The organism is Pedobacter sp. AC379 (assembly GCF_979258145.1).
The window spans coordinates 357,718-380,443 of record NZ_OZ409839.1 but is presented as its reverse complement, the minus strand read 5'-3'; the positions used below and the strand labels follow the sequence as shown (position 1 = coordinate 380,443).

Here is a 22,726-nt window from a genome sequence, read left to right as displayed (position 1 = left end):
GGGCAAAGTTACTAAACAAAAGAACATCATGCCTAAAATACCATCCTGGCTGGCCAATACAATGGAAAAAGTGATCAGCAATAAAATATACCAGGTAGAAGTTGTCGGAATTAATATGTTAAACAGCAACTTAAAGTGCGTTACGTTTAAAGGCGATTTTTTTGATGCTAACTTTATGCCTGGCAATGAAGTATTATTCAGGGTGAATGCTAACGAATACAGGCATTATACGCTTTCGGGCTTTGATGAAGCAAATGAAACCTGTGAGGTGATTTTTTACCTGAACAAACAGGGGCCGGGGCATAGTTTAGCGGTTAACATTAAAAAAGGAGATCAGTTGAAACTTATTGCTGATGGAGCAAAGGTAAAATACAATGAAGAGGCAAACCAACACTTCTTTTTTGGTGATGAAACCAGCCTTGGTTTGTATGAATCTTTTGGTAAAAAAGTAATGGATGAGGATGTAGAATACTTTGGCGTTTTGGAGCTTATGGAAGAAAACCTCAGTGCTGTAAATCAGCTTAAGTTATTGATAGATACTGTGCCCGCTGATGTGAACTCCCCGGCAAAAAATGCCATCAACTGGATGGATAACATGCATCCCATCTGCTGGGAAATGTGGCGGAATGCTACATTTTATTTAACTGGCCGGGCTAAATCGGTGCAAGCATTTAAAAAGTACCTCAAACAAAAAGGCGTAAGCTTTAGGCAGATTATTACCGCACCTTATTGGGAAATGGGTGAAGTTGGCGGGGGATAATATTTCTACCTCGGGAAAGTGAAACCGAAACCCAGGGCCAATGTTTGGCTGGCCTGGATCTTATTTGTTTGGGTATCTGCATCAAACAACAGAACCCCTGTTAAACTTGTGTTCATAAAACGGTTAATTTTTGCAGTTATGGCCACATCTAAACGATGATCTATTTTAGACCATTGAAAGTCTTCATATGGAACAAACATCTGATACCGGGCCTTCAGATTGGTATTTGTAAATACATCTTTATCAAACGCGCTTACTATTTGAAAAGCTAATTCGTTACGTATCTTTTTACCTAAATCGACCCCGTATACGCTAGACTTTAATTGTTTTGTTGGATCTGGATCAATGAAAAGTTTCTCGTCTAACACGAAAGTTTGACGTGCAGTACCTGTACCAATACGGGTAGAAAAATATTTAACTGGTTTGTACTCGAAACCTATCGATTCTGTTAAATAACCTGGCCCCATAAATTTTGAAATTAGGGTTGCGATTTCCTGGCCGTTTGTAACGCTATAAGAATAACCATTGTCAAATTGGGATTCAAAACTTAACGAACCGAAAAAGAACCAGCTTTTAGATAATTGAAAAGAGGCTTTATTATCCCAAAAAATACGGTCGTTGGTTTTCTTTTGAAGTTGATCTTTGTTTTTTATTTTACCGTACTGTAAAACAAGTTCACTTACATAGCTATAGCTGTTTTTATTGTATTCTGCTTTCCAGTTCACTAAACCACCAACGGCAACCGAGTTGGTACCCCCGCCCTTCCAGTTATTGCTAAACTGCGCCTGGTTAACATTAATGCCAATGCTGGTTCTGGTTTTCCAGTAATTAATTTTAGCGTTTACAACCAAAGGCTTAATTTTTACAGGCTCAAAATTTAACGGCCCTTGCCTGCTTGGCAGCGGACTGCGTTTTAATTTAATGTTCAGGTCTTTTGTATTGATCGGGATGGTATCAATTTCCTGTGCATATAATTTTGTAGAGCAGAAACTTAGAGTCAGGATGATGGCAGCTAAACAGTTCTTCATTACCTACAAAGAAAAAGAAAAATTTTAGAGATAAAAAGCATTTAACAAAATGATTGTCGGATTGGCAATTGAATTGAATGCGAAAACAGTTGTTTCAAAACTTTTTGATCCAGCCGTACCAGTTACCATATTTAAGGTAATTTAAGTCTGCTTCATAATCGTAAGCCTCCTTTTCAAAAACGATGTTCCGGTAGGCTAATTCATGTTTTTTATAGTGAAGGAGGTTAATTAAATAGTTAAGCAGGTAAGCAATGTAAAAAGGAAAAATAAGCAGTTCCAGTTGTTGGCGTAAATGGATTTTTTCGTGATTAATAATTTCAGGGTCACTTTTAAAACTTGCAGATTTTAATAAGATAAATGGAAATATGGCCATGCCTGCTGCAGGAAGCTTTTTAACAATGAGTATCGGTGCTCTCACAATTTCTCGATGGTTATTTTAGGCAGTGCAGGCAATTGCAATGCTTTCGGATTTAACCTGTAGCTTTTATAGGCATTTTTAATAAACTGATTAAATGAATAATCGGTAGCATCGAGTACAAATTGATAAGTTGGGCGGTACTGCTGCATAAAATCCGTTAGTTCATCATCTTTTATGCCTAAAACCTGCCGCACCAAATTGGCATTAAAACGGTAATCGATCAAATCTTCACGGTAATCTTTTTCGAGTACTTTTTGAAGGTGACGCGCATTTCGTCCCTGTTTGCTTAATAAGTTATAAATCGCATCTATACCAAGGCCTACCCCACCGTTGCCCAGGTTTAGTAAATCTTTACTGCTGCCCTTCATGGTTTGATAGCGGTATTCCTGTACGTTTTTTTCGTAAAGCTGTTGGGGTGTTAACCTTTTCCGCTGAATCACTACATCCCGAAGTCGTATGCCAAGTGTTTTAAGTTGAAAATATATTGCCGGCTGGCCCTTAAAAACCATTGTATCAACCCCATAACCCGATAAAGCTGCAACCAAAGTATCGCCTGGTATGGCAAAAGTGCTAAATTCACCTTTGGTGGTATTGTATAACCCATCACCCGTACGGATGTTGTAAATGTAAACCTTTGCCAGCCGTTGTTTGGTTTCTTTATCAATAACGATTCCCTGCACAGGTTTCGTTTGTGCATAAAGCAGCACAGAGCAGCTTAAGAGGGAAAAAAGGGTGAAAAGAAATTTCATCAGATTACAAAACTACAAATATCCGGCAGGCAATGTTTGTACTTAACATTATTTAACCTTAAGTATCTGCCCCAGTTTAATAGCATCCGTACTCATTTCGTTCAGCATTTTAAGTTGATCAACCGTTAGGTTAAACCGTTTTGCAATATTATATAAGGTATCGCCTTTTACAACGGTATAAGTGCCATCAGCAAGAATTGGTTTTGCGCCGGGAGGAGGTGTTTCGACAGGTGTAAATTTGGCTTTTTCCTGTGGAATATTTTGATTAATTTCAGTAAATACCCTATCCTCACGCGCAATTTTCTGCTTTTCGCTTTCTGATTGATCGTATTGATGAAGTTGATATTTCTCTATTGTATTGATCAAAAGATCAGGATATTTCGGATTGGTGGCGTAACCTGCGGTTTTTAATCCCTGCGCCCAGCTTTTATAGTCGTTTTTATCCAACTGGAAAAGAAAGCTGTAGCGTTTGCGTTTTAAAAATTCAGAATGATCCCTAAAAGATTCGCGGGCATCTTTATAAACCCTAAAACAATCATTTTTCTGGTCGTCGTCGCGGAAATAGTTTTTTCCTTTCCAATCCGATGTGCATTTAATACCAAAATGATTATTGGCATATTTGGCCAGATCGCTGTTTCCACTGCCCGATTCTAAAATTCCCTGTGCTAAGGTAATACTGGCGGGGATACCATTGGCATTCATTTCTTCTACCGCTACACCCTTAAATTCATCTATATAGCTTAAAGTATTATAGCTTTTGTACGAATTGTTATTGGCCTTATTGGCTGCTTTTTCGATCTGTTTGTTATTTTTGGAAAATTTCCGCGAACCGCACGAGCTCAAAAAGATAAGGATTGCCGCTAAGAAAATGAAATGATTGGATGAACGCATTCTTGGTGTATATTTAATTGTTTAAATCGGTTAACTGGTTAATTGTGAGCTGTGGTACCGTAAATTGTTGGAATGATTAAATTTCTATTGACTTAGCGCTTTGCTTAAAACTTCAACTTCTGCCCTGGCTTTAAGTTCGCTTTTTTTATGCCGTTTTTCTGCATCAATTTTTTAACTGTTGTACCTTTCTTTTTTGCTATGATACTTAAATTATCCCCCGATTTTACTGTATAAGTTGTAGTAGTTCTTCGGCTTCTTGTGCGGTGGCGAACCGGAGCTGCGTAAACCGGTTCTTCGTATCCTTCCGGTCTTTCGTCATATTGATAAAGCTCGTATTTTTTAATCAGTCCGATAACCTGACTGGACCAGCTTCTGCTGCTTGCATAACCACAGCGGCGGATTCCATATGCCCAGCCTTTATAATCATACTGATCATATTTTGCGAAAAGATTGTTAAAAGGCTCGCGTGTTTCCATAATTTCCACAAAATGACTGTAAGATTCATCCGCATTTAAGTAATCGCGATAAGAAGATCGGATTCCGGCATTGTTGTTCGGGCCTTTAACACCAAAATGATTATTCATTTGTTGGGCTATTTTGCTGTTACCTGCGCCAGATTCATGTATCGCAACAGCCAAAATAATACTTGCAGGTATTTTATGGTCGCGCATTAAACCCTGCGCATATTCTACATGTTCTGCAATATATTCTTCCGTGTCTTGCGCCTTTGCAACAATTCCTGATAAAAGGAAAAGACAAAAAGTAAAGATTTTCTTCATTTCATTTTTGGTTAATAGACCATGGTTTAATAGGTAATAGCCTTGACTTATACGGCCAGGAGCCATTAACTATAGGCCATCATCAGTTCTTCCTAATCACAAACAAACCATCCCGAACAGGCAAAATCAGTTTTTCAACCCGTTCATCTGCAGCTATTTTGTCATTAAAACTAGTAATATTCCTGGTGTCTTTATCTTGTTTCTCCTGAAGTACTTTTCCACTCCACAATACATTATCCACAATGATAATTCCTCCGGGGCGAACACGATCGAAAATTAAATCATAATAAGTGCCATTGTTTTTTTTGTCGGCATCAATAAAAACAATATCAAAACTTTCATCCAAGTCAGCTATGGTAGCAGTGGCATCGCCAAGGATGTATTTAATCTGATCATTGTAGGCAGATTTTTTAAAATTGCTGCGTACCATGTCTTCCAGTTCCTCGTTAATATCCAAAGTATACAGCAAGCCATCGCTGGTTAATCCTTCTGCTAAACATAAAGTTGCATAACCGGTAAAAGTGCCAATTTCTAAAATACGTTTGGGCGAAACCATTTTGCTGAGCATACTCAAAACCCTGCCCTGGTAGTGGCCGGATAACATGCGTGGCATTAAAACTTTAAGGTTGGTTTCGCGGTCTATCTGTTGAAGCAGTTCGCTTTCAGGCGCGCAGTAGGAAATTAATAAATCTTGTAAATCGTCGTTTATCAGGCTCATTTGTTGGTTATAAACGGTTACTTTCCATAAAATATTGTAAAATGATGGTTGCGGCAATGGTATCTACCCTGTCTTTATCCCTTCTATCCATTTTTTTTAAACCACTTTGCATAATTGCTTCATGTGCAAGTTTGGAGGTAAAACGTTCATCCACCCAGTGCCTTGGAATATCGGGAAACGATTTTTTTAACAAGGTAGCAAAGCCCTTTACATGTTGTGCCGAATCAGATGGTGAACCATCCATTTGCTTAGGATCGCCGAGTACAAAAGCCTCAACCTGTTCATTAACCATATATTTTTTAACATATTCGATTACATCTTTCGGATGTACGGTATCCAATCCGGTTGCAATTATCTGCAAGGGATCGGTTACTGCAATACCGATGCGTTTTGTGCCATAATCAAATGCGAGGATTCTTGCCATAAATGTTAAGCGTTAGGTGTTGGCGTAAAGCGTTAACCCATCTTTTAATTTTAAAAAGTTCAAAGGTAAGGTTTTTGAAATAATCGATAAACCTCGCAGGTTTTTAAACCTATGAGGTTTGTTAATGCATTACCGGAGCTTACTTTTCTTAAACCAGATTAACTTGACTTTGGTCAAATCTCAAATCTAATATCTAACTTCTCATATCTATTTCTTATTTTGCACCAAATGCAGTTTAAAGAAATCATCGGACAGGAAAGAGTAAAGCAACAATTGGTGCAAACGGTTAAAGAAAACCGCATTAGCCATGCGCAACTGTTTTTATCGGCGGCTGGTTCGGGTGCTTTGCCTTTGGCTATTGCCTATGCGCAATACATCAACTGCCTTAACAAAGGTGAAAATGATAGCTGTGGCGAATGCTCGAGCTGCAGAAAGTACGAACGTTTAATTCACCCTGACCTTCATTTTTCCTATCCTTTTTTTGCTTCGGCAAGTGTAAAAATTGCTGTAGATGTACTTGAAGAATGGCGCAGCATGGTAATGCACGATCCTTATTTTGATATTGATATCTGGCGGTCAAAACTTGACGCAGCCAATAAACAGGCCAATATCAACATTGCAGAATGCCACGATATTATTAAAAAACTGAGCTATAAAGCTTTTGAAGCCGAAACAAAGGTTTTAATTATGTGGCTGCCCGAATATTTGGATAAAGCCGGTAATGCCCTGTTAAAATTAATTGAAGAACCACCTGCAAATACCCTGTTTATCTTAATTGCGCAAAGCCAAGACCAAATTTTAACCACTATTTTATCGCGTACGCAGATTGTTAAGATCCCGAAATTATCATCAGAAGAGGTAACCGGGTATTTATTAAACGCAAGCGGATTAACTGAGCACCAGGCCATTGATTATTCCTTTTTAGCTGATGGGAATTTAATTGAAGCAAAAGCACTGGCTGCAGATACACAAAGCGATAGCTCGGGTACATTTACAGCCTGGTTAAGAATGGGTTTTGGCAACAAAGTACCCGATTTAGTGGAGTTTACCGATGAGGCGGCAAAGTGGGGAAGAGAAAACCAAAAGAATTTTTTAAAATATGGCGTAAACTATTTGCGCGAATGCTGTTTGATTTTAAGTGGTGCCGAAGAATTGGTAAAACTGCCGCCATTAACCTTTGAAACAGCAAAAAAGCTCAGTACGCACGTACTTACACTGCCCATGGCAGAAGCCATAATTGGCGAACTGGAAAAGGCGCATTACCACATTGAAAGAAACGCAAACCCGAAAATTCTGTTTTTAGATGTATCTTTACAATTGGTAAAAATTATCAAGTTTAAAACGCTCCCTGCGGGGACTCAATATATATACAATTAATATGGGATGTGGAAGTTGTTCAACAGGTGGTGGTTGCACCCCTAATGGATGCAAAAGTAATGGCTCATGTGGCACCGGTGGTTGCCAAACAATGGAAGTTCACGATTGGCTATCCAATTTGGATATGCCATCTAATTATAAACCTTTTCAGGTTACAGAAATTAAATTTAAAGGTTCGCGTAAGGAGTTTTTTCTTAATAACGACAATATTTATCTCGAAATTGGAGAACTTGTTGCTGTTGAGGGGCCTACGGGTGGTTTTGATGTTGGGCACGTTTCGCTAACAGGCGAATTGGTGCGCATCCAGATGAAACGCCGCAAAACTGCGCTTGATCAGGTAACCAAAAAAATATACCGCAAGGCCACAGAGGCTGATGTGGAAAAGTGGAACGCCGCCAAAGGGATGGAGTGGGAAACCATGCACAAAGCCCGTAAACTGGCGCTTGATCTTCGGTTACAGATGAAAATCAGTGATGTTGATTACCAGGCAGATAAAACCAAGGCCACATTCTTTTATACTGCTGATGGCCGTGTCGATTTTCGCGAGCTGATTAAAAAAATGGCCGAAAGTTTCCGCATCAGGATCGAAATGCGCCAGATTGGAATGCGTCAGGAAGCAGGCCGTTTAGGCGGAATCGGATCTTGCGGCCGCGAATTATGCTGCTCTACATGGTTAACCAATTTTAAAACCGTTTCTACAGCTGCTGCACGTTATCAAAACCTTTCGTTAAACACTTTAAAGCTTGCTGGCCAGTGCGGCAAATTAAAATGCTGCCTAAACTACGAGTTGGATACCTATTTAGATGCTTTAAAGGATATTCCGGATAGAATCGAAAACTTAGATACCGAAGCGGGTTATGCCCGCCACCAGAAAACAGATATTTTTAAAAAAATAATGTGGTTCAGTTACCAGGGTGACGAAAACTGGATTCCGGTTAAAGCGGCCCGTGTAAAAGAAATTATGGCCATGAACAAGGCGGGTAAAAAAGCACCAAATCTTAAAGAAGAAGCGGTTCAAATTGCTGCGCCGGTTGTGATCGAAAAATCTTTCGATTATGAGAATGTGGTTGGTCAGGATAGTTTAACCCGGTTGGATGAACGATCACGGGGTAAAAACAACCAGAACAGAAACAACAGCCAGAAAAATAGCCGCAATAATAACCAGAATAGAAGAGATAGAGTGCCTGCTGGCGATAAAAATGCCGGTCCAAATAACAGGTCTCAACAGCCTGCGCAAGGCGGGCAGAAACCTCAGCAAGGGAACAAGCCACAGCCTAACGGGCCGAAACAGCCACAAAATTCTGGGCAAAAGCCTCAGCAACAGGTTGTGCCTAAGCCACAGCATGTTAACGGACCTAAGCCGCAAAATATCAATAAGCAAAAACCACAGCAGCCCCAGGCACAAAAACCTGTAGTGAAAGCTGAGGGTGAGGCTGGAGCAGATGGTTTAAAACCTGAGCAAAGTAAAAATAAGAGCAGAAATAACCGTAGGAAGAACAATAACCGCCGAAATAATAACAATGGCTCAGAAAATAAACCTGCTACAGAGTAAAAAGCAATTGTTTTTGCTTGGTTTTTTATTGGTGATTTCGTTGTTTGTTGGCTGCACCACCAGTGTAATTGATAGTAATGTAGAAATTACCGATCGAAGGTGGAGCTACCGCAGGCATATTCTTACCTCGTTTGAAATTAAAGACAATACCAAAGCCTATAATATATACTTTAAACTTAGGCATACCGCTGATTATAAATATGCAAATATTTTTATTCTTGCACATTTTAAGGATGGTAAAAACACGGTAACCAGGCGGTATCAATACAAACTGGCGAAAAACGACGGTGAGTGGCTGGGCAGTGGATCGGGCAATCTATTTACCTATACCCTACCAATGCTTACTAACTATCATTTTCCTAAAAATGGCAAGTTTGAAATAGAGATTGAACAAAATATGCGTGATAATCCACTGTTGGAGGTGAGCGACGTCGGCTTAACTGTAAGTAAGTCCTCGGGAAATTAAAAAGCATCAGCCTGTGAAAATGTCGCTCTTCATATGAATCTTTTTCGGGTTGATCGAAATATTCCCATGTCTAACCGTCTACCAGCTCAATGCTGCTGAAAGAGAGTCAACTGCAAAAATAATGTAGTATATAAATATGCGGAAGGAGTTCTGAACCCAACAAGCCACAGAAACAGGAGAATAGTAACTATAAAAGATTATATTTTTGTTAGCATAGAGGTGAAAGTAGTACATAAAACAGACGAAACGGTTTAGATGGATTTTTCGCAAGTTTTCTTTTTCGGATGTCGTAAACGCGGTAGTATATTCAGTTTCGTTCGTGTATTACGCTACTGTCGTTGCAATAATAGGAAAAAATAAAACAACTTTATGACTTCAAAAAAGTTTGAAAAAACTATTGCTTATCAGCTATCTTTTTAAAATAAAGCCGAACTTTTTATAAATTACTGATGAAGTCTGAAATTCAATTTTCAAAGTAAGTTATAAATATTGCAGTAAACTTTCCAGTTTCATTCCGCGTGATCCTTTTAATAGCACCAGATGATTTTGCACAGGATTTTCTTGCAGATAGTTTTCTGCTTCGGCTGGGCTTTCGAAAAAAACGCCGTTAACATCGTTTTTAAACGTATAAAAATCTTTTCCGATAAAAATAATCTGATTCAGATCACTTTCAGCTGCCTGTTTTGCAATTAAGTCATGCTGCGCAAGAGATTCAGGCCCCAGTTCGAACATATCGCCCAAAATAGCCGTTTTTTTACTTGCCGATAATACCGCAATATTTTTTAAAGCTGCCGACATGCTGCTGGGATTTGCATTGTAAAAATCGCAAATAACCGTATTATTTTCTGTTTTAGTAAGTTGCGAGCGGTTGTTTTTAGGTTTATAATTCGATAAGCCATTATTTATTGCTTCAGGGCTCATGTCGAAAAAATCACCTATGCATATTGCTGCAAGAATATTTTCGAAATTATAACTTCCGGTTAAATTGGTTTTTACGGTAGATGATACATCATGATTTGTCCACTCCACTTCAATAAAAGGATCGCTGCTTTTTAATGTCCCTTTAATGGTATTGCCATTTTCAGTTCCATAATAAATTAACTTACTTAGGCCAGCAGCAGTACTCATTTCGAGTAAATAAGCATTATCCCTATTAATAAAGGTATAACCATGCGTTTCTTTTAAGTAGGCGTAAAGCTCGGCCTTTCCTTTTTTTACCCCTTCAAATCCACCAAAACCATCTAGGTGCGCCATGCCTACATTGGTAATAATGCCATGGGTTGGCTGGGCAATGGTACAAAGCAGTTCTATTTCCTTTTGGTGGTTTGCCCCCATTTCAATTACCGCAATCTGAACATCATCAGTGATGGATAATATAGACAAAGGAACGCCTATGTGGTTATTTAGGTTGCCAAAAGTCGCAAAGGTTTTATATTGCTCTGCTAAAACAGCATTTACCAGCTCTTTACTGGTTGTCTTTCCATTACTCCCAGTTAAACCGATCACCGGGATGTTTAACTGTTTGCGGTGTTGGCGTGCAAGATCCTGTAAAGCGGTCAAAACATCATTTACCAACAAAAACTGCTCGTTTACGGCATATTTTTCTTCATCTACAACGGCAAAAGCCGCACCTTTTTCAATGGCTTGGGCAGCAAACTCATTGGCGTTAAAAAGATCTCCTTTTAGGGCAAAAAAGATACAACCCGAACTGATATTTCTTGTATCTGTAGAAATAACGGGGCTTTGCAGGTAGTATTGGTATAATTTTTCAGTTGTGATCATGCTTATCGTAAAAAATATGATGTAAAATTAAGCTTTAGCAACAACAAAAAACAAAATTAGTACATTAGGTAAAATTATTTTCCTATGAAGAGACTGTTAACGTTCTGCCTAAGCTTTCTTAGTTCTGTATTATTTGTACATGCCCAGCTAAAATCTCCAGATGATTTTTTGGGCTATGAGCTTGGTTCGCACTTTACTCCTCACCATAAAGTAGCCGATTACTTTAGGCAAACTGCTGCGGCTTCTCCAAAAAACATTAAACTTATTGAGTATGGTAAAACCAATGAAGGAAGGCCTTTAATGGTTGCCATTGTTTCATCAGCGGAAAATATAACTAAGCTAGAGCAGATCAGAAATAACAATATCGTACTGTCAACAGGAACGAATAATAATAGTATCGATTTAGCAAATCAACCTGCCATTCTTTGGTTAAGCTACAATGTGCATGGGAACGAGGCAAATTCTACCGAAACCGCTATGAAGATGCTTTATACGCTTGTTTCGGGCATTAATAAGCCTGCCAATGAATGGCTAAAAAATACAGTTGTTGTTATTGATCCTTGTTTAAACCCGGATGGAAGAGACCGTTATGTTAATTACTTTAATAGTGTGGTGGGTAAAACGCCTAATTCCGATCCGTCATCAAGGGAGCATATTGAACCTTGGCCAGGTGGCAGACCCAATCATTATTATTTCGATCTGAACCGTGATTGGGCCTGGCAAACACAAATAGAAAGCGTGCAAAGATTGGCTCTCTATAACCAATGGATGCCACAAGTGCATGTAGATTTTCATGAACAGGGCTATAATGAGCCTTATTATTTTGCACCTGCAGCAGAGCCCGTACACCAGGATATTACGCCTTGGCAGAAGAGCTTTCAGGTTGTGGTAGGAAAAAATAATGCAAAGTATTTTGATGCCGAAGGGTGGCAATACTTCACTAAAGAGCGTTTCGATTTGCTTTATCCCTCTTATGGCGATACCTATCCTTTATATAACGGATCAATTGGGATGACGTATGAGCAGGGCGGAATAAGGGCAGGATTATCAGTAGTAACAAATGATGGGGATACGCTTACCTTAAAAGACCGTATTGCACACCACTTTACCACAGGAATGTCGACGCTTGAAGTAACTTCCTTAAACCATCTAAAATTATTAGAAGAATATAAAAAATATTTTCAGCAAGAGCTAACCACTGCTCCAGGCATTTATAAAAGTTACATCATTAAGCCCAGCAATTTATCACGGTTGAAAAAATTGGCTGAGCTATTAACAAAAAACAAGATTGAATTTGCTTATGGAGGAGATAAAACAGGAAAAGCTTACGATTATGATACGCAAAAGGAAGAATCCTTTACGATAGGTCGTAATGATTTGATTGTAAATGTTCAGCAACCGCGTGCCGTTTTGGCGAATGTTTTATTGGAACCGCAAACATTTGTAACCGATTCTAACACATACGACATTACCGCTTGGGCCCTGCCTTATGTATATGGATTAAAAGGTTATGCAAGTAAAGAGAGTATCAGAGGTAAATTCTCATCCTTGGAAGAACCAAAAACGGTTAACAATGAGGTAGATAAGCCCTTGGCATGGCTTTTTAGCTGGGGAACCAACGAAGATGCCCGCCTTTTAATTGCACTGCAAAAAGAAAATATAAAAGTGCGCCAGGCCGATCAGCCTTTTTCAGTTGGCGGTAAAGATTATCCTGCCGGAACATTGATTGTATTGCGGGCAGAAAATGAGAAATCACTTAAAGGCATAAAGGAAAAAGTGGCTTTAATTGCTAAAATGCTCGATAAACCGATTCAAGCAGTGAGCAGCGGTTTTGTAGAAAAAGGAAAGGATTTTGGATCTAATGTTTATCCGCTCCTAAAACAACCAAAAATCGCTATAGTATCTGGAATGGAAGTGTCATCTCTGGCTTTTGGCGAAGCATGGTTTTATCTGGAGCATGATTTAAACCTTTCACCGAGTATCATTAATGCAAAAGACATCAATAATTTGGATATCAATAAAGTTAATACCCTCCTATTGCCTGATGGAAGTTATAGTCCTTTTATTGGGGATGGTTTAACCGCATGGCTGAATAAAGGCGGTAAGCTTATTTTAATGGAAGATGCGATTGAAAGTGTATTGGAGAAAAAAGGCTTTGATATTAAAAAGAAAGAAGCCCCAGTAAAAAAAGATGAAAAACCGGAAGCCAATAAACTGCTTTTTAAGGATAAAGACCGTGACGACTTCGAAACAACTATACCAGGGGCAATTTATAAGATTAACCTTGATGCCAGCCATCCTTTTTCTTATGGCCTTGGTAAAGCCTATTATAGTTTAAAAACCGACCGCAAAATTTACGAACCTTTGATTAAGGGTTGGAATGTTGGGTTAATTAACGAAAAAAGTTTAATGGCAGGTGTGGTAGGAAAAAAAGCACGGGAAGAACTAAAAGCTGGACTGCTAATTGGCGTTCAGGATTTTGGCCGGGGTGAGGTTGTTTACCTGGCTAATGATCCACTGTTCAGAAATTTTTGGGAAGGTGGAAAAACGTTTTTTGGGAATATTCTGTTCTGTAGTTATTGATTTACAGTGTGTCAAATACTATGTTTTTAGTTTAAAAAGTAGATTATATCAGAATATCAGTTAATTAAATAGTGCCTTTGTGTCTGTTTAAAGTAGGTTTTGTTAAAATATGTTAAAAAACATTTGTTTCAACAAGTAGTTAATTTTACATTAGCGTACAATTAATATCATTAACTAACCTATTATTAACTATGAAAAAACTTCTACAAAGTTTGTTCGTATTGTTGCTAATTGTTACTACAGCAATGGCTCAAGATCGAACAATCACAGGTACAGTTACGGCTTTGGATGACAAACTTCCCATCCCAGGCGTTTCTGTAAAGGTTAAGGGCACTACTATTGGTGCATCTACCGACGCAAACGGAAAGTATTCACTTTCAGTTCCAGCAAATGCAACTACACTGGTCATTTCTAGCCTTGGTTTCGGCACAAAAGAAATTACTATTGGCTCATCAACTGTAATTAATGCAGTACTATCCTCCGATTCTCAACAACTTGGAGAAGTTGTGGTAACTGGTGCCTTGGGTATCAAAAGACAGGCAAAAGAAATTGGCTATTCCACTACTAATGTTAGTGCGAAAGATTTAACCCAAACCAATGTAACTAACTTGGCAAATGGTTTAACTGCGAAAGCTGCCGGCCTGCAGGTAAGTACTGTTAATAATGGTATTGATCCTCAGGTAAGGATTACCTTACGTGGAGCAAGATCAATCAACGGTAATAACAATGCCTTAATAGTTCTGGATGGAGTTCCTATTCCAAACGGAACGTTAAACTCGATAAACCCGAATGATATTGAGGATGTTACTATCTTAAAAGGATCGAGTGCATCAGCACTTTATGGTTCTGAAGCTTCAAATGGTGCTTTAATTATCACTTCAAAAAGGGGTACTACAGCAAATAAACCAATTATTAAATACGGTAACTCGTTTCAGATTAATAAAGTTTCTTATTTTCCTGATATTCAAACAAAATTTGGTCCTTATGGAGGAGAAACTGTTGCAGATGGTTTCCGTGATCCGGATACTGGGTTTCCATTATTTACTGGATATGAAAATCAGTTATATGGCCCGGCATACAATGGCGCAACCTATCAGTTAGGTGCTCCTATTGCAAATGGGGAGAAAAATATGATTACTTATTCTCCTAACGAAAAAAGCCCTATTGAAGCTTTTTTCAAAACAGGATTTACCGAGCAAAATGATCTTTCTTATCAAAGTGGTGATGTAGATAACAATTTCTACTTTTCTGCTCAAAATATTTACACAAAAGGTGTAATTCCTGATGATTTGTCTAAAAGAACTTCATTACGTGTTTCTGGTACTAAAACATCTGGTATTTTTAAATTAGATTATTCTGTTGGCTATACAAATGGGAATACGAGCACTTATGGAATTAATTATTCTACAAATGCAACTACTCAGATTTTGTATGCTAACTTATTCCAAATGCCAGCTTTTATCAATATTGCAGATTTAGCTGAAGGAGATAACAGTAAATTTTATAATCCAAATGATTACTATAGTGCCTATAATGTAAATCCTTTCTGGCAAATCAAGAATTCCAGAAGAGAAAATAAAAGTGATACTTTTTTGGGTAATATTAGCTTAAATGTAAAGCCTACAAAATGGTTTGATGCTACTTATCGCTTATCTCAAAATTTTGGTATAAATACCTTAAAATATACACGTAAAGAAGTGCAGTTTTCTGCTTATGCTGCAGGAGATCCGCTTGGTGTGAGTAATATTCCATCACGGTATGGTGCTTCTAGGAAATCGCCAGGTTTTGTACAGGATTATACTCAATATGGTGATGGTACTACAACTTATAATCCATTGAATAATCAAGGGTCATCTCGTTTACAACAGGATATTTTTGTTAAATTTAATCATACTTTCTTTGATGATTTCAAAACAGATTTATTATTGGGTAATACCATCTGGCAAACCAAAGTACGTATACAGAATGACCAGAGCGCAAACTTGTTAATTCCGGATTTTTATAATATTGGATTAATTTCAGGTGCGCCAACGGCTAATCAAAGTGAGTTTTTTGTTCGTCAAATTGGTTTCTATGCGTCCTTAAATATTGGGTATAAAGATATTGCATTCTTACAGGCTACTGCCAGAAATGATGATGATTCACGTTTATCTGCAAGTAAGCGTTCATTCTTTTATCCTTCATTATCTGGATCATTCGTATTTACTAATGCTTTTGAAGCTTTAAAGGGCAATAAGATCATTTCATATGGTAAGCTTAGGGCCGCAATTAGTAAGGTTGGTCAGGTGAGCGTTCCTCCATACTCAATCAATAACGTATTCTCTAGTACTCCTGGTTTTCCATACGGTGGTTTAGGTGGTTTATCGTTAGGTACAACCAATAACAATCCACTCTTAGAGCCTGAGTTTGTAAATGAAAAGGAAATTGGTATTGAGCTAGGTTTATTAAATAACAGGATTAACTTAAATGCTACCTATTACAAACAAAACAGCAAAAATCAAACATTAGGTGTTCAAACTTCAGCCTCTACAGGATTTAATACTGCAACAATTAATGCTGGTGAAATCGAAAACGATGGTTATGAATTTGAACTGAACGGAACAGTTCTTCCTGCAGGGCCGAATTCAGTTGGCTTGAAATTAGGCGGTAATTTTGGTATCTACGATTCTGAAGTTAAGTCGTTACTTCCAGGTAGTACACAATTTCAGATTAGCTCTGGTACCACTACATCTGTATATGCTGTTGTTGGTCAGCCATTCCCATCATTACTTGGAACAGATTATGCACGTGATCTTCAGGGCCGCGTAATTGTTGATGCAGGCGGTACAACTGCAGGTTATCCGCAATTGGGCTCAGGATTAACAAATTTTGGAAGAACGACTCCAAAATACGTTTTGGGATTGAATTTATCTGCTAGCTATAAGTTTATGACGCTTAGTGCAGTGGCAGAATATAAAAGTGGATTTGTAATTTTAAACTCTGTTGCTTCCACATTGGATTTCGGTGGGATATCTGCCACAAGTGCTTCAGCAGATCGTCAACGTTTTATTTATCCTAATTCAGTTATCCAAACTTCCCCTGGTGTCTACATTCCAAATACGACAGTTCCGGTTGTTGACGGTAATTATGGTTTCTGGCAATCATCTAACTATGGTGCAGCTGCCACTCCATTTGTAACAAGCGCTGCATTTTGGAAAATTAGGGAAATTGCTTTAAATTTTAATCTAACGCAGTTTATCAACAAAACTAAAGCAATCAAAGGATTGAACTTTGCGCTAACCGGTAGAAACTTATTCATGTTTAGACCAAAAGATAACCCTTATACCGATCCTGAATATAATTTGGATACTTCTAATGCAACCGGAGTAACCAATGCAAATCAAACACCGCCTTTAAGGATTTTCGGTGCAAATCTTCAGGTAACATTTTAAATGATAATTATGAAAAAGATATTTTCCATCATAGCACTTTCTGCAATAATCGGCATTACTGGTTGTAAGAAAGACTTTTTGAGCCTGGAAGTAAACCCCAATACACCTTCTGTGGCTACCCCTCAATTTCAGCTGTCGGGAACTTTAGCTGTTTCAGCTAATTTATATAATGCCAACGTAGTAGCAACTGGTAATGGGGCGATTAGCCTTACAACAGGTGGTTATCCGGCTACAGTTGGGGTTTGGATGGGTTACTGGACACCAAGTGGTAATTATGTTCCCAATTCGGCACTCAATACAAATAACTTCACCAATACCGCTTACCAAATATTTACCCAGTTTTACCTTAACCTATCAAATTATAATGATCTTGTTAAAAAAGGAACTGCTGATCCAACATTGGTACATTTTGCTTCAATAGGCAAAATTATGAAAGCTTTTGAATTTCAGACATTAGTTGATACTTATAATAATGTTCCTTATACTGATGCCTTTAAAGCGCCAGATGTCCTTTTTCCTAAATATGACTCAGGCGAATCTATTTATGATGATTTAATTAAACAACTTGATGCAGCGATAGCAGCAATAAAAGCTGCACCAACATCTGCAGTAAATCCCGGCACTTCAGATATTGTATTCAAAGGTACAATGGCCAACTGGATTAAGTTTGCTAATACAATCAAGTTAAGGTTAGCGATTAGACAGTGGAATAAGTTACCAGCTAAGCAGGCAGCATTAAAAACTGCTATTTTAGCCACAAGTGCTGATGGCTACGTGGATGAAACGTTCCAGGCTGCTGCAAACCCTGGCTATACTAATGATGATGCCAACAGTGGCAAACAAAGCCCTTTCTGGTTAAGTTACGGTGCTAATGCAACAGGCGCTGTTTCGCTTCCTGGTGATTATTATAAAGCTAATAATTATGCTATTACAAAATTGAAAAATACGAATGATCCCCGTTTGTCTAGATTGTATGCACCTGCCCCTGCCCCAACAGATCCAGCAGTTCCATTTTTTGGAAATATTTATGGATCTACAGCACCAAGCAATAATCCAAAAACAAGTGGCATAGGCCCTGGTTTACTTACAGGACCAACAATGAATGCGGTTTTAATGAGTTCTGCCGAATCATTGTTTCTACAGTCTGAGGCTGCTGTTTATAGCATACTTCCCGGAAATGCACAATCCTTATATGAAAAAGGAATTACTGCGTCATTTACTGCTTTAACAGTTCCTAATGCTGCAACTGCAGCAGCTACCTATTACGGACAGGCTATAAATAATGTAAGTTGGACGGCTTCAACAGATAAGGTTCAGGCAATTATCGTTCAAAAATGGACTGCTTTAAATGGTTATGGAAATCTTGAGGCTTACAGTGAATATAGAAGAACAGGTTTCCCGTCTGATATTCCGGTTTCTACTCAGTCTACTCAGCCAACAATTCCAAGTAGGATTTTCTATCCAGCAACAGAATTGTCTAACAACGGCGATAATGTTAAGGCTCAGGGAACAATTAATCAGTTCACATCCAAAATCTTTTGGGCTAAATAATTATAACTATGAAAACAACATATCATTCAAAAAAAATTATTCCTGTTATCCTTTTTTCAGCGATAATAAGTTTAAGCTCATGTCTAAAATCAAAAGATACCTTTGTCGATTTTAGTAAGGTAGGAACTACTATCGAATTGCCTTTGGCGGCGTTAAATCAGGAAACAGGTGTTAAAGTGGTTGCCAAAACATACACTTCAAGTACAACTGCGACTGATTTACCAGTTGTAGTCAACATTGCCTCTCCAAAGCCATTGGATAGAGATTTAAAGGTTACTTTAGCTGTTAATGCTAATGATGCGATTGGTAAACTAAATACGGCTGTTCCTGCAGGAGGTTATATTTTGGCACCTGCAAACCTTTATTCGGTTTCTAATTTACAAGTTACAATTCCAGCTGGCCAACGAACAGCCACAGCAGTTTTTAAAATTAATTCATCATTAATTGGAGCAGCAAATACCAAATATATATTGCCTGTCTCTATTGTTTCAGCAGATGGAGAATCAATAAGTTTGTATAGTACCGTTTATTACAATCTTTTGGTAAACTAATATAATTAACAATCTTAATATTGAAGCCTTCCAGAATTATTTCTGGAGGGCTTTTTTATTTATAGGAAAAGTTAAGCAATTGTTCCTTTCATTAATGATATGTCATTCTTGTATTATAAATAATGGATCTAATTTTTGAAGAAAGCAACTCAACTTTTTTAAAAAATCTTATTCTATACTCCAAATAGCGCTATGTAAACCTTATTCATCTCAAAAAAATCATTGCTTTATGGATAAAATTCCTTAAAATTTTCTACTAAGGTTTTAGTAGATTCTGGCACGGTTTTTTCGTGAATATTACCTAGTTAATAATCATCCAAAAGGCCTATTCTGCGTACTTAGGTGCCTTAAAATGTGAATTTTGCGTAAATAATTTCACAACTTGTGTATGATTTTCCCCAAAAAGCCTTTTTACTCATACAGTATAATTGTCAAAATAAAGTCATTATGTATTTAGGTTTTGTTAAACTTTGTTAAAATATAGCTTATCTCTACTATATTTAGCACTTCAAAAATCATTAACTAACCTATTTTCAAATTATGAAAAAACTTCTACAAAGTTTGTTCATACTTATGTTCGTTGCAATTTCTGCAATGGCACAAGAAAGAACAATTACTGGTACAGTTACATCTTCGGACGATAAATTGCCGATCCCTGGTGTAAGTGTTAAAGTGCAAGGCACACAAAGCGGTGCTGTAACAGATGCTGGCGGTAAATACTCAGTTAGAGTTCCAGCCGGATCAACAATCCTAATTTTTTCTTATATCGGATATGCTCAACAAAGCAGGACGATTAGTGGTTCATCAACAATTAATGTTGCACTAGAAGCCGACTCTAAATCTCTTAGTGAGGTTGTGGTAACAGGAGCAGGTCTGACTGCGCGTAAAAAAGAACTGGGTGCCGCACAAACAACTTTGAGTAATGCTTCTATAACGCAGGCCAAACCAACCAACGTTGTTTCTGGCTTGGTGGGTAAAGTTGCAGGATTAAATATCCAAGGTGTTGGTAGTGGTGTTAATCCAAACTATCGTGTTGTTTTACGTGGTATGCGTTCACTAACGGGGAATAACCAAGCACTTATTGTTGTGGATAATGTGATTGTGCCAAATACAATTTTAAGTAACCTTAATCCAGATGATGTTGAAAATATTACTGTATTAAACGGTAGTAGTGCAGCAGCATTGTATGGTTCAGCAGCATCAAATGGCGCATTAATTATCACTACTAAAAAGGGTAAAAAGGATGGGTCTTTCGATATCAAAATCGGAAATACTACTACTTTAGAGCAAGTTGCTTTCTTTCCTAAATTACAAAAAGAATTCGGGTCAGGATCAGATAACGATTTACAGATTTATCTTCCTTATGAAAACCAGCAATACGGCCCACGCTTTGATGGAGTAGTAAGGCCAATTGGTCGCCCACTGGCTAACGGTGCAATTCAGATGGTTCCCTACTCTTATACTAATAGTAAAGACGATTTCTGGGATACCGGTGTTACCAACTTTACAGATTTTTCGGTTTCATCTGGTAATGATAAAGGAAGCCTATATGCTTCTGCTCAATATATGAGGGCTTCAGGAACAACTCCTGGAGATAAATATAACAGAGCTACGGTGAAAATTGGAGGCACTAGAATAGTATCCGATAAAATAACCTTTAACTATTCTGCAAATTATATTCAAAATAGACAGGATCTAACTACCCAAACAGGTTCAATTTATAATACCTTATTAAATGCCCCTTCTCAAGCATTGATCACTGATTATAGTGATTGGAAAAATAATCCTTATGCTAATCCAAATGGTTATTATAATGCTTATTATAACAACCCTTATTTCTTGGCTGACAACTACAGACAGCTTACAAGAAATGATTATTTTCTAGGAAATGCAGAATTAAAATATAAGCCATTAGATTGGTTGGATTTTACTGGTCGTATTGGTTTAACTACGCAGAATCAATCATCTAAAAGTTACTCAGATATTTTTAAATACAGTGATTATACCAAATCTATCTCAGGATCAAGTGAGTACAAGCAACAAGATATTTTAGGCGGTGTTAGTGATAATTTAAATTATGAAACAAATATCGTTACTGATTTTATCGGTCATGCGCAGAAAAAAGTGAACGATTTTAAGTTTGATTTGACGGTTTTAGGTCAGTTAATTCAAAAACAGTCTAAATCTGCTACTGGTTCTGTGAATGGCTTAGTTACTGCTGGCGTATTCAATTTAAGTAACAGTACAAATAATCCAACTGCATCTGAAGGCAACTCTTTAACTAGATCTTATGGCCTGACTGGAAAATTAGATGTTGCTTTTAAAGATTATTTGTTTTTAAGCGTTACAGGACGTAATGACTGGGTTTCTGTATTAGCCCCAGAAAACCGTTCATTCTTTTACCCTAGTGCTACTTTATCATTCGTTGCTTCTGATGCTATTGAAGCAATTAAGGATATCAAAGAAATCGATTTTATTAAATTAAGAGGTGGTTGGTCTAAAGTTGGTCAAGTAAATATAGGGGCATACAGTTTAGTACCAACCTTTGGTCAAGGTGCTGGCTATCCTTATAATGGGCAGGGAGGATTATCTGTTGGAAATTTACTTATTTCAAAAGACCTGAAACCTGAGATCACTTCCGGTTTTGAATATGGTCTTGAGACAAGTTTCTTCCAAAGTCGCTTAAGTTTGACAGCAACTTACTATAATACCAAAACTAAGGATCAGACAGTTCCAACGGGTGTATCAAGTACAACAGGATACACTGGTTATTTGGTAAATGCAGGTCAAACTACTAGTAAAGGTTGGGAGACTAGTTTAAATGTCGTTCCTTTCAAAACCAATGATTGGGAAATAACTTTAGGTACTAATTATGCGTATTATGATAATAGTGTTGATTATATTAGTGCAGATTTAAGTCAATTAACATTAGGCGCTTATGGAGGAACAGTTGGTTCTTATGCCATTTCAGGACAACAATTTCCAGTTATTCAAGGTACAACTCATGTTCGTGATAGTCAGGGAAGAATTATTGTAGACAGAATTACTGGTTATCCGTCTGCCACAACTGGTATTAGTATTTTAGGACAAGCAAACGCTAAACATATTTTAGGTGTGAATGTTAATGTTCACTATAAAGGTTTCAATTTATATGGTTCAGGTGAATATCGTGGCGGAAATGTAATTTATAATGCTGCGGGTGGTACATTCGACTTTAGTGGTGCAGGAATAAATTCAGCGGCTTATAATCGTGATCGTTTTGTTATCCCCAATTCATCTTATTTAGATCCTGCTACCAATACATATGTTGCGAATACAAATATTACCGTTCGTGACGGTGGTCCGGGTTATTGGACAATCGCTGGACCAAGAACTGGTATTAACGAAAATTATGTAACATCTGGTGCATTCTGGAAAATTAGAGAATTGGCATTATCTTATGATGTTCCAGCTTCATTCTTGGCAAAATCTAAAGTTGTTAAAGCGGCAAGAATCAGCGTTCAAGGTAGAAATCTTTTCATCTTTTTACCTAAAACCAACGTATATACAGATCCAGAGTATAGTGATGGAAATGCATCAAGCAGTGGTAATGCTATTGGTTTAACAAACTTAAATCAAACTCCACCATCAAGATATTATGGAGCTACTTTAACATTAACCCTATAA

Annotated in this window: 17 protein-coding genes; 9 read left to right on the top strand and 8 right to left on the bottom strand. The window is 37.7% G+C overall.

The window, feature by feature from the left end; translation table 11 throughout:
- Window positions 1–28 precede the first annotated feature (28 nt).
- Window positions 29–760 carry a ferredoxin reductase domain-containing protein gene (locus ACZZZW_RS01635; protein ID WP_463492118.1) on the top strand — a complete coding sequence of 244 codons (732 nt, stop codon included), beginning with the start codon at window positions 29–31 and terminating at the stop codon, window positions 758–760.
- Window positions 761–765: 5 nt separating this feature from the next.
- On the opposite strand, the gene ACZZZW_RS01630 is transcribed toward ACZZZW_RS01635, so the two are convergent.
- The 7 genes from ACZZZW_RS01630 to ruvX all read right to left on the bottom strand — a co-directional run bounded on the left by ACZZZW_RS01630 (window position 766) and on the right by ruvX (window position 5,767).
- A complete protein-coding gene (locus ACZZZW_RS01630; RefSeq protein ID WP_463492117.1) occupies window positions 766–1,788 on the bottom strand; it encodes a DUF3078 domain-containing protein in 1,023 nt (340 codons plus the stop codon).
- Between the two features lie 94 nt (window positions 1,789–1,882).
- Entirely contained in the window at window positions 1,883–2,206 is a 324-nt protein-coding gene (locus ACZZZW_RS01625; RefSeq protein WP_463492116.1) for a hypothetical protein, read from the bottom strand.
- The gene (locus tag ACZZZW_RS01620) at window positions 2,203–2,955 is read right to left on the bottom strand and encodes a hypothetical protein (protein ID WP_463492115.1); all 753 of its coding nucleotides are present in this window, start codon (window positions 2,953–2,955) and stop codon (window positions 2,203–2,205) included. The genes ACZZZW_RS01625 and ACZZZW_RS01620 overlap by 4 nt, the downstream gene beginning before the upstream one ends.
- Window positions 2,956–3,003: 48 nt before the next feature.
- Window positions 3,004–3,846: a glucosaminidase domain-containing protein gene (locus ACZZZW_RS01615; protein ID WP_463492114.1), complete on the bottom strand. Its 843-nt coding sequence runs from the start codon at window positions 3,844–3,846 to the stop codon at window positions 3,004–3,006.
- Window positions 3,847–3,950: 104 nt separating this feature from the next.
- A complete protein-coding gene (locus tag ACZZZW_RS01610; RefSeq protein ID WP_463492113.1) occupies window positions 3,951–4,625 on the bottom strand; it encodes a glucosaminidase domain and LysM peptidoglycan-binding domain-containing protein in 675 nt (224 codons plus the stop codon).
- Between the two features lie 82 nt (window positions 4,626–4,707).
- The gene (locus tag ACZZZW_RS01605) at window positions 4,708–5,343 is read right to left on the bottom strand and encodes an O-methyltransferase (protein ID WP_463492112.1); all 636 of its coding nucleotides are present in this window, start codon (window positions 5,341–5,343) and stop codon (window positions 4,708–4,710) included.
- Between the two features lie 7 nt (window positions 5,344–5,350).
- Complete coding sequence (gene ruvX, locus ACZZZW_RS01600) at window positions 5,351–5,767, bottom strand: Holliday junction resolvase RuvX (RefSeq protein WP_055914188.1); 417 nt, start codon at window positions 5,765–5,767, stop codon at window positions 5,351–5,353.
- A gap of 228 nt (window positions 5,768–5,995) precedes the next feature.
- Here ruvX and ACZZZW_RS01595 point away from each other — a divergent pair, with 228 nt between their 5' ends.
- From ACZZZW_RS01595 to ACZZZW_RS01585, 3 genes are read left to right on the top strand one after another with little or no spacing between them, the layout of a single operon-like run.
- The gene (locus tag ACZZZW_RS01595) at window positions 5,996–7,144 is read left to right on the top strand and encodes a DNA polymerase III subunit (protein WP_055914185.1); all 1,149 of its coding nucleotides are present in this window, start codon (window positions 5,996–5,998) and stop codon (window positions 7,142–7,144) included.
- Between the two features lies 1 nt (window position 7,145).
- Window positions 7,146–8,696, top strand: coding sequence for a regulatory iron-sulfur-containing complex subunit RicT (ricT, locus tag ACZZZW_RS01590; protein WP_463492111.1), 1,551 nt, complete (start codon window positions 7,146–7,148; stop codon window positions 8,694–8,696).
- Window positions 8,665–9,162 (top strand): gliding motility lipoprotein GldH, encoded by a 498-nt coding sequence (locus tag ACZZZW_RS01585; RefSeq protein WP_055914182.1) that lies wholly within the window; start codon window positions 8,665–8,667, stop codon window positions 9,160–9,162. Before ricT ends, ACZZZW_RS01585 begins: the two co-directional genes overlap by 32 nt.
- Window positions 9,163–9,642: 480 nt before the next feature.
- Here ACZZZW_RS01585 and ACZZZW_RS01580 read toward each other — a convergent pair whose 3' ends face one another.
- Window positions 9,643–10,944: a UDP-N-acetylmuramoyl-tripeptide--D-alanyl-D-alanine ligase gene (locus ACZZZW_RS01580; protein ID WP_463492110.1), complete on the bottom strand. Its 1,302-nt coding sequence runs from the start codon at window positions 10,942–10,944 to the stop codon at window positions 9,643–9,645.
- A gap of 84 nt (window positions 10,945–11,028) precedes the next feature.
- Between ACZZZW_RS01580 and ACZZZW_RS01575 the strand changes: the two genes are divergently transcribed.
- The 5 genes from ACZZZW_RS01575 (at window position 11,029) to ACZZZW_RS01555 (ending at window position 22,726) form a co-directional block, all read left to right on the top strand.
- On the top strand, window positions 11,029–13,527 hold the full coding sequence (locus tag ACZZZW_RS01575) for a M14 family metallopeptidase (protein ID WP_463492109.1): 2,499 nt from the start codon (window positions 11,029–11,031) through the stop codon (window positions 13,525–13,527).
- A gap of 191 nt (window positions 13,528–13,718) precedes the next feature.
- Window positions 13,719–16,958, top strand: a complete 3,240-nt coding sequence (locus ACZZZW_RS01570; protein ID WP_463492108.1) for a SusC/RagA family TonB-linked outer membrane protein — start codon at window positions 13,719–13,721, stop codon at window positions 16,956–16,958.
- Window positions 16,959–16,967: 9 nt separating this feature from the next.
- Complete coding sequence (locus tag ACZZZW_RS01565) at window positions 16,968–18,509, top strand: SusD/RagB family nutrient-binding outer membrane lipoprotein (RefSeq protein ID WP_463492107.1); 1,542 nt, start codon at window positions 16,968–16,970, stop codon at window positions 18,507–18,509.
- Between the two features lie 8 nt (window positions 18,510–18,517).
- Window positions 18,518–19,060, top strand: a complete 543-nt coding sequence (locus tag ACZZZW_RS01560; RefSeq protein WP_463492106.1) for a DUF1735 domain-containing protein — start codon at window positions 18,518–18,520, stop codon at window positions 19,058–19,060.
- A 540-nt stretch (window positions 19,061–19,600) separates the two neighbouring features.
- Window positions 19,601–22,726 carry a SusC/RagA family TonB-linked outer membrane protein gene (locus ACZZZW_RS01555; RefSeq protein WP_463492105.1) on the top strand — a complete coding sequence of 1,042 codons (3,126 nt, stop codon included), beginning with the start codon at window positions 19,601–19,603 and terminating at the stop codon, window positions 22,724–22,726.

Excerpts from the sequence above, each read along its gene's own strand:
- ACZZZW_RS01565 (WP_463492107.1), top strand. The coding sequence starts at position 16,968 with ATGAAAAAGATATTTTCCATCATAGCACTTTCTGCAATAATCGGCATT.
- ACZZZW_RS01630 (WP_463492117.1), bottom strand. The coding sequence starts at position 1,788 with ATGAAGAACTGTTTAGCTGCCATCATCCTGACTCTAAGTTTCTGCTCT.
- ACZZZW_RS01560 (WP_463492106.1), top strand. The coding sequence starts at position 18,518 with ATGAAAACAACATATCATTCAAAAAAAATTATTCCTGTTATCCTTTTT.
- ACZZZW_RS01605 (WP_463492112.1), bottom strand. The coding sequence starts at position 5,343 with ATGAGCCTGATAAACGACGATTTACAAGATTTATTAATTTCCTACTGC.
- ACZZZW_RS01615 (WP_463492114.1), bottom strand. The coding sequence starts at position 3,846 with ATGCGTTCATCCAATCATTTCATTTTCTTAGCGGCAATCCTTATCTTT.
- ACZZZW_RS01620 (WP_463492115.1), bottom strand. The coding sequence starts at position 2,955 with ATGAAATTTCTTTTCACCCTTTTTTCCCTCTTAAGCTGCTCTGTGCTG.
- ACZZZW_RS01610 (WP_463492113.1), bottom strand. The coding sequence starts at position 4,625 with ATGAAGAAAATCTTTACTTTTTGTCTTTTCCTTTTATCAGGAATTGTT.
- ruvX (WP_055914188.1), bottom strand. The coding sequence starts at position 5,767 with ATGGCAAGAATCCTCGCATTTGATTATGGCACAAAACGCATCGGTATT.
- ACZZZW_RS01570 (WP_463492108.1), top strand. The coding sequence starts at position 13,719 with ATGAAAAAACTTCTACAAAGTTTGTTCGTATTGTTGCTAATTGTTACT.
- ACZZZW_RS01575 (WP_463492109.1), top strand. The coding sequence starts at position 11,029 with ATGAAGAGACTGTTAACGTTCTGCCTAAGCTTTCTTAGTTCTGTATTA.
- ACZZZW_RS01595 (WP_055914185.1), top strand. The coding sequence starts at position 5,996 with ATGCAGTTTAAAGAAATCATCGGACAGGAAAGAGTAAAGCAACAATTG.
- ACZZZW_RS01585 (WP_055914182.1), top strand. The coding sequence starts at position 8,665 with ATGGCTCAGAAAATAAACCTGCTACAGAGTAAAAAGCAATTGTTTTTG.
- ricT (WP_463492111.1), top strand. The coding sequence starts at position 7,146 with ATGGGATGTGGAAGTTGTTCAACAGGTGGTGGTTGCACCCCTAATGGA.
- ACZZZW_RS01580 (WP_463492110.1), bottom strand. The coding sequence starts at position 10,944 with ATGATCACAACTGAAAAATTATACCAATACTACCTGCAAAGCCCCGTT.
- ACZZZW_RS01555 (WP_463492105.1), top strand. The coding sequence starts at position 19,601 with ATGAAAAAACTTCTACAAAGTTTGTTCATACTTATGTTCGTTGCAATT.
- ACZZZW_RS01635 (WP_463492118.1), top strand. The coding sequence starts at position 29 with ATGCCTAAAATACCATCCTGGCTGGCCAATACAATGGAAAAAGTGATC.